5 protein-coding genes are annotated in these 4,870 nt (G+C 66.8%); all 5 read right to left on the bottom strand.

The window, feature by feature from the left end:
• Positions 1–67: 67 nt before the first annotated feature.
• The 5 genes from ABF821_RS19175 to ABF821_RS19155 all read right to left on the bottom strand — a co-directional run bounded on the left by ABF821_RS19175 (position 68) and on the right by ABF821_RS19155 (position 4,764).
• Positions 68–301, bottom strand: a complete 234-nt coding sequence (locus tag ABF821_RS19175; protein ID WP_415531236.1) for a hypothetical protein — start codon at positions 299–301, stop codon at positions 68–70.
• Positions 302–396: 95 nt separating this feature from the next.
• Positions 397–1,236: a hopanoid biosynthesis-associated protein HpnK gene (hpnK, locus tag ABF821_RS19170; protein WP_114729001.1), complete on the bottom strand. Its 840-nt coding sequence runs from the start codon at positions 1,234–1,236 to the stop codon at positions 397–399.
• A 118-nt stretch (positions 1,237–1,354) separates the two neighbouring features.
• Positions 1,355–2,779, bottom strand: a complete 1,425-nt coding sequence (gene hpnJ / locus ABF821_RS19165; RefSeq protein WP_182975585.1) for a hopanoid biosynthesis associated radical SAM protein HpnJ — start codon at positions 2,777–2,779, stop codon at positions 1,355–1,357.
• 87 nt (positions 2,780–2,866) lie between these two features.
• A complete protein-coding gene (gene hpnI / locus ABF821_RS19160) occupies positions 2,867–4,045 on the bottom strand; it encodes a bacteriohopanetetrol glucosamine biosynthesis glycosyltransferase HpnI (protein WP_183010226.1) in 1,179 nt (392 codons plus the stop codon).
• 56 nt (positions 4,046–4,101) lie between these two features.
• Positions 4,102–4,764, bottom strand: a complete 663-nt coding sequence (locus tag ABF821_RS19155) for an ABC transporter substrate-binding protein (protein WP_415531235.1) — start codon at positions 4,762–4,764, stop codon at positions 4,102–4,104.
• Positions 4,765–4,870 lie beyond the last annotated feature (106 nt).

The following is a 4,870-nucleotide window of genomic DNA, read 5'->3' as shown; positions in this document are numbered from 1 at the left end:
CCCCGCCCCCCGCCCCCGGCCGGGCCCCTCTCCCACCCGCTCCGGGGTGCGGCGCCGCGGGAGGGGGTTACCAGGGGGGGCGGCCTGTGTTCTGGGCGCGGTTGTAGCCGATCAGAATGACCACGACGACGATCACGATCATGATCGGTAATGGAACGTGGCGCATGATCCGGTAGAGGGTCGAATAGAGCATCGCGTTGTATAGCGTGTGGACGATGCGGCCCGCGAACGCATGGGATGCGGCGTGGCCGGCGTAGTTCGATGCCTGAAAGAGCCCATGTGCGGCGGAATGAAAGCGCATCGTCATCTCCCTTGCGGAGACAGCATAGCATGAAGGTCCGCTGATCCGTTCTGGCGCCTGACGGAAAATGGGGGCTGGTCAGCGGGCGCGCCGCCTCAGTTGGACCAGCTTGTGGGGATGGCGTGGCAATGCGCCAGGCCGGCGCGGAAGCCGGGGCTGCATAGGGCCGCCAGTTCGCCCTGGTGGTCGTAGGTCGGCATCAGCTTTTGCAGCAGCGCATCCTTGGCCGTGGCCGGGTGGAAATAGATTTCCGACAGGCCCTCGGGCAGGTGGGCGGCCAGGGCGGCGACGCGGTCGGCGGTCATGTGGCCGCTCCACGCGATGCCGAAGCACCAGTCGTTGGTGCGCAGGCCGGCCTTGCGGGCCTGATGGCGCAGCAGGCCCGTCCAGCGGCGCAGGGCGGCCGAACCCATGGAATCGTTATAAGTGCCGGCCGCGATGAGCGGTTCGGGCGGTTCCAGCGGCACGCGGACGGCTTGCAGGCCGTGGCGCAGGCCGCTTTCGATCAGGTATCTGCCCACCGTGGGGTGCAGGTGCATGTGCTTGTGGGCGTTGGCGTGGTCCAGCCGCAGGCCGGTGCGGGCGAAGGCGGCGAACTGGGCCTCGATCTCCTGCGCCAGTTGCAGGCGCACGTCGGGGCGGAAGAAATAGCGGATGCCCAGATCGAGCTGGTCGGAGGGGAATTGTCCGTTGGCATCGACCAGCAGGGGGATTTCGGCGGGCGGCAGGATGGCCGGCCCTTCGATGACCACCAGATGAAGCCCGACATGGAGGCCGGGCAGGCGGCGGGCGCGTGCGATGGCGTCCTCGGCCGCCGGGCCGGCGACCATGAGGCTGGCGGTGGAGAGCAGCCCGTCGCGATGGGCGATCTCGATGGCTTCGTTGACCTCTTCCGACAGACCGAAATCGTCGGCGGAGATGATCACCTGCTTCATCGTGCGATCCGGTAAGCGGTGTAGCTCGGGACCGGGCAGGGCCTTTCGGCCCCGCCCCCCACGAATGGGTTTCCAAAGGGCGACTGCCCTTTGGTGGGTCAAGGGCAAAGCCCTTGAATCAGGCCGCGCGGCGATCCTTGAGGAACTGGAAGAACTCGACCCCCTCGCGCAGGCGGCGCTTCATCATCTGCGGGCTGCGCACCATCTCGTTGACGATGGAGGCGATCTTCGGGGCGCGGAAATAGAATTTCCGGTAGAACTCCTCGACGCCCTTGAAGATTTCCTCATGCGACAGATGGGGGTAGTGCAGCGGGGCCATCTGCACGCCGTTCTCGTCGATCAGTTCGGCGTTGCTCTCGTCCAGCCAGCCATTCTCGGTCGCCTGCTTGTGCAGGAAGGTGCCGGGATAGGGCGCGGCCAGCGAGACCTGGAGCGTGTGGGGGTTGATCTCGGTGGCGAATTTGATCGTCTCCTGGATCGTCTCCCGCGTTTCGCCCGGCAGGCCGAGGATGAAGGTGCCGTGGATCTTGATGCCCAGCTCGTGGCAGTTCTTCGTGAACTCGCGGGCCGTTTCGACGCGCATGCCCTTCTTGATGTTGTGCAGGATCTGCTGGTTGCCGCTCTCGTAGCCGACCAGCAGCAGGCGCAGGCCGTTGGCCTTGAGCACTTCCAGCGTCTTGCGGGGCACGTTGGCCTTGGCGTTGCACGACCAGGTGACGCCCAGCTTGCCGAGTTCCTTCGCGATGGCCTCGGCGCGCGGCAGGTCGTCGGTGAAGGTGTCGTCGTCGAAGAAGAATTCCTTCACCTGCGGGAAATACTGCTTCGCCAGACGGATTTCGGCCGCCACATGCTCGGGGCTGCGGGTGCGGTAATGGTGGCCGCCGACCGTCTGCGGCCACAGGCAGAAGGTGCAGCGCGATTTGCAGCCTCGGCCGGTGTAGATCGAGATATACGGGTGCATCAGGTACCCGATGAAATAATCCTCGATCTTGAGGTCGCGCTTGTAGACCTCGGTCACGAACGGCAGGCTGTCCATGTTCTCGATGATCGCGCGGTCGCGGTTATGGACGATCTCGCCGGCTTCGTTGCGCCAGGAGATGCCGTCGACCTCGGCGAAGGGGCGGCCTTCGGCGATTTCCTTGATCGTGAAATCGAACTCGTTGCGGGCGACGAAATCGACCGGGCCGCCCTTGAGCAGGCTTTCCTCGGGCTGGACGGCGACCTTGGCGCCGACCATGCCGATCTTGAGCTTCGGATTCGCGTCCTTGAGCATCTGCGCCACCTTCACGTCCGACGCGAAGGACGGGGTGGAGGTGTGCATGATGACCAGGTCGCGGTCGCGCACGTCCGCGAGGATCGGCTCCATGCCCATGCGCGCCGGGGGGGCGTCGATCAGGCGGCTGCCCTCGACCAGGGCGGCGGGCTGGGCCAGCCAGGTGGGGTACCAGAACGACCGGATCTCGCGCTTCGCCTGGTAGCGGGAGCCTGCGCCGCCGTCGAACCCGTCGAAGGAGGGGGGCTGAAGGAACAAAGTTCTCAACATGGTCATGGTACGCTGATCCTCGGACGTGGGGAGAGTTGGCCCGGCACGGCCGTTTTCCCGGTCTGTCTGTTGATGTCGTGCGGACGCTTATTCGCCCGGCACGACCGGATGGGTAGGTGGGGCTATAGCCGAATGTGGTGTGATATGCATCGTCTGTCCACGCCAGGCAACGCGCGTGCCGCTGACGCTGCCGACCATGATGGCGGCCGACAGCCAGTCGCGCACCGGCAGAAGCAGAAGCGGGACCAGGCTACGCTGGGCCAGCAGCCGGTCGGTAAAGAACGCGCAGACCGCCCGGATGGCCCACACGGAGAAGAAGACCCACCATGTCCAGGACGCATGGGGGTTCGTCAGGACGCTGACCGCGGCCCAGAACAGCGGCAACTGGATGGCCGACGCGGCATAGCCCGCCGGCTCCAGCGTCTTGACGGTGCGGCCCCAGCGCAGTTCGTGGGTCAGCACGTCGCCGAAGCTGGCCTCGCCCACCGTGGTCCAGGTCATGCACGGGGCGATGGCGATGTGCAGGCCGCGCTCGCGCACCAGGCGGCCCAGCATGGCGTCGTCGGCGATGTGGGGGGCCAGGACCTTCAGCCCGCCGACGGCATCGAGCGTTTCGCGCCGCAGGGCCATGGTGGCGCCCAGGCAATCCTGCCGGCCGAGATAGCGCGAAAGCATCACGCCGGGCAGGAAATTATGGTTGATCTGGCAGGCGGCGAGCAGGCGCGGCAGGCTGCGCGAGGCCGGCAGGCCGGCATAGAGCGTGGTGGCCAGCCCCACGCCGGGCTGGGCCAGCGCGTGGACGACATGGCGCAGATAGTCCGGCGCCACATGGATATCCGAGTCGGAAATGACCAGCAGGTCGTGCCGCGCGCGGGGCAGCATGTTGATCAGGTTGCCGATCTTGCGGTTGACGCCGTGCACGGTCGGATCGACCACCAGGTCGATATCGCGCGTGGGGTGGCGCTGGCGCAGGCGGCGGACGATCGCGATGGCCGGGTCGCCGGCATCCTGCACGCCGAAGACGATCTGGAAGTGCGGATAATCCTGCGTACAGAAGCTTTCCAGCGCCTCTTCCAGCAGCGGTTCATCGCCATGCAGCGGCTTGAGGACCGTGACGGGGGGGAGCGAGGCGCCCGGTGGTACCCGTTCCTCCCGCCAGCGGAAGCGCGCCAGCAATCCGGTGCCCAGCCCTGCCTGTACGCAGCCGGCGGCCGCGATCAGGGCGGCGAGACCCGCAGGAGAAACAAGGGCATGCAAGGCGGACATCAGCGTTCCGGTGAGGGGTGGTGGGACGAGGTGCGGGGCGGGGGTGTGGCGGGCGTTCAGTCTTCGGAGAACGCCTTCACCTTTTTCTGTAGCAGGGCAATCAGATTCTGGACATTCCCCGATGAGAGCGTCGCGCTGAAATCGGACCTCTGGGCTGCGACCTGACTGATATGCGCGTTCAGCAGCACGTCCACGATGCGCCAGCCCTGCGGGCCGGAGCGCATGACATAGTCGATTTCGGTGCCGTCGGTATCCTCGGCCGAGCCGATATGGGTGGTCACGATCTGGTCGCTGCCCACCGGCGAGGGGCGGGGCGTGGGGTCGATGGTGAAGCGCGCGTCGCCGCCCGGTTTGAAGCTGGAGACGTAGCGGGCCACCGTGAACTGGCGGAACACGTCGGCAAGCTGCTGCTTGTCGGCATCGCTGAAGCTGGCATAGCGCAGGCCGACGGAGGCGCGCAGGACGGTTGCGAGATCGTAGACCTTGTCGACCACCGGGGCGAGCGTCTGCGTACGCTGCGCGAAGCTGCCGCTGTTGCGGGCCTGGATCTGGCCCAGGGCGGCATAGAGCGCGGTGACGGGGGCCGTGATCGCGGTGGCCGGTGCCGACTGGGCGTGTGCCGGGGCGGCGGGCAGCAGCGGGAGTGCCACCGGCGCCGCCGCGAGGACGGTGCCGAGGGCCAGGGAGAGAGAGAATGTCATACGGCGCATAATAGTCATGCTTTCAGTCCGATCGTCGCCTTGATCTGGGGATGGGCGCTCTCGTCGAGGCCCAGGGCGTGCAGGGCGGTGGCTGCGATGGCGGTGGCGTCGAGCCCGGCCTCGC

Source organism: Gluconacetobacter sp. (assembly GCF_047721585.1).
GTDB lineage: Bacteria > Pseudomonadota > Alphaproteobacteria > Acetobacterales > Acetobacteraceae > Gluconacetobacter > Gluconacetobacter dulcium.
The sequence above is the reverse complement of the archived record's forward strand: the minus strand, read 5'-3'. Positions and strand labels throughout refer to the sequence as shown.